Raw genomic sequence first — 1764 nt, forward strand, 5'->3', positions numbered from 1 at the left:
CTGGGCGACCGGTTCGCACCGGCCGCCCAGGAACGCCCCACCCCCTTGTTCCCCCAAGCCGGCCCCACACCAGCCGGGTTCTCCGAAGCGGTGGGAAGAAATCGTTTACCTTTCGGAAGGTAAGTTCCCGTTTACCACCTGTCAAGCCGAACTCCTGGACAAGCTCGCCCGATCCGGGCAGACTGTGGCGGACTTGCCTACTGCGCGTGTTTGATTCCGTGCACTCTGTGTTCATCTCTGGTGAATTCACCCACGAAATCGAGATGAGACCGCACGAACCCGCACAGACGCGTTACCCTAGGCGCTATGTCGATAGCGCTCGAGAACGTTCTCGCCAAGGCGGGCCTGAAGGTCGACGCCAACGAGTTCCTGAACCTCGTCGAGGACGCGGCGCGGAGACTGACCCCACCGAACCCCGATCCGTCGCATTATTTCTCGCCGGACCAGCGGGCCGCGCTCACCGATGTCGGCCTCGACCTCTCCCCCCGCGGCGAGGACGAGCCCGACTTCCGTGCCCGCACGGTCGCCGCGCACGCCGTACTCGCCGATTCAGCGCTGAGTGTGCTGGAAGCGGCGAAGGCGCTGGGCGTGGACGACAGCCGGATCCGGCACCGCCTGAAGGAGGGCAGGCTCACCGGCTGGAAGGACCAGGGCTGGCGGCTGCCCGCCTGGCAGTTCGCCGGTTCCGGGGTACTGCCCGGACTGGAGGTCGTGCTGCGCGCCGTCCCCGAGGACCAGCCCGCGCTCGTCGTCGCCGCGTTCATGAGCACCCCGCAGGCCGATCTGGTGATCAACGACCACCCGGCCACCCCGCGCCAGTGGCTCCTCTCCGGCGGCGATCCCGAGCACGTCGCGAGACTGGTGGCCACGCTGGGTTCGCCGTTCTGAGATCCTTGCCCGACGACGGGAATTTCAGTCGGGGGTAGGCCGTAGGCTGACCCCATCGAGCAAGATCACCCGACAAGGACGGACGACTCCCGAGGTATGGCCCGGCTTCCCCTGCCGCCCGCACGCTCTGTCCTGGTCAAGGAGCTGCACCGCACCAACGACGTGGTGACGGTGCACCCCGGCACCAGGCTGGTCAGGATCTTCACCGCGCACGGCAACCACCCCCAGCAGTGGAATTCGTTCCGCTACAGCGGCCCGCTCCCGCACGGCCGGTTCGACCCGCAGACCCCCGGTCGCGGCGGTCGCCCGGTCACCGACCCCGGGAACGGCGTCCTGTACTTCGGTCTCACCGTGCGCACCAGCATCGCGGAGGTCTTCCAGACCACGTCGACGGTCGACCGCAAGTCCCGCGGCCCGCGCCTGGTCGTCGTCCGGCCGACCCGCACGCTGCGGCTGCTCGACCTCGCCGGCCTGTGGCCGACCCGGGTCGGCGCCTCGCAGGAGATCTCGAGCGGCCCGAAGAAGATCACCCAGGCCTGGGCCCGGGCCATCCGCGCCGCGTTCGGCGACCTCGACGGCGTCTGGTACCGGTCGTCCATGGACTCCGGCGGCCCCGCGCTCGCGCTGTGGGACCCGCCCGCCGGGAACTCGCTGCCGGTCGCGCCGGACGTGCTGCTCCCCCTGGACCATCCGGGGCTCGACGTCCCGCTGGGCCGGGTTTGCGAAGAGCTGAACTACACGCTGCTCAGCTGAGCCCTGCCCTCGTGAGTGGCAAGGACGGCTCTAGCCGTTGGTGATGCCGGGCCCGGCCCGTGAAGGCCTGAGGTCTGGAGCCGGTGTCGCGAAAGCCACTTTCGGGACACCAGACGTCTCGAA

2 protein-coding genes are annotated in these 1764 nt (G+C 69.0%); both read left to right on the plus strand.

What is annotated here, in order from left to right; genetic code table 11:
- Positions 1-306 precede the first annotated feature (306 nt).
- On the plus strand, positions 307-888 hold the full coding sequence (locus ACXIZN_RS43125) for a DNA-binding protein (protein WP_457960770.1): 582 nt from the start codon (positions 307-309) through the stop codon (positions 886-888).
- A gap of 96 nt (positions 889-984) precedes the next feature.
- Entirely contained in the window at positions 985-1641 is a 657-nt protein-coding gene (locus ACXIZN_RS43130) for an RES family NAD+ phosphorylase (RefSeq protein ID WP_007028108.1), read from the plus strand.
- The last annotated feature ends 123 nt before the right edge of the window (positions 1642-1764 follow it).

The organism is Amycolatopsis sp. TRM77291 (assembly GCF_054166285.1).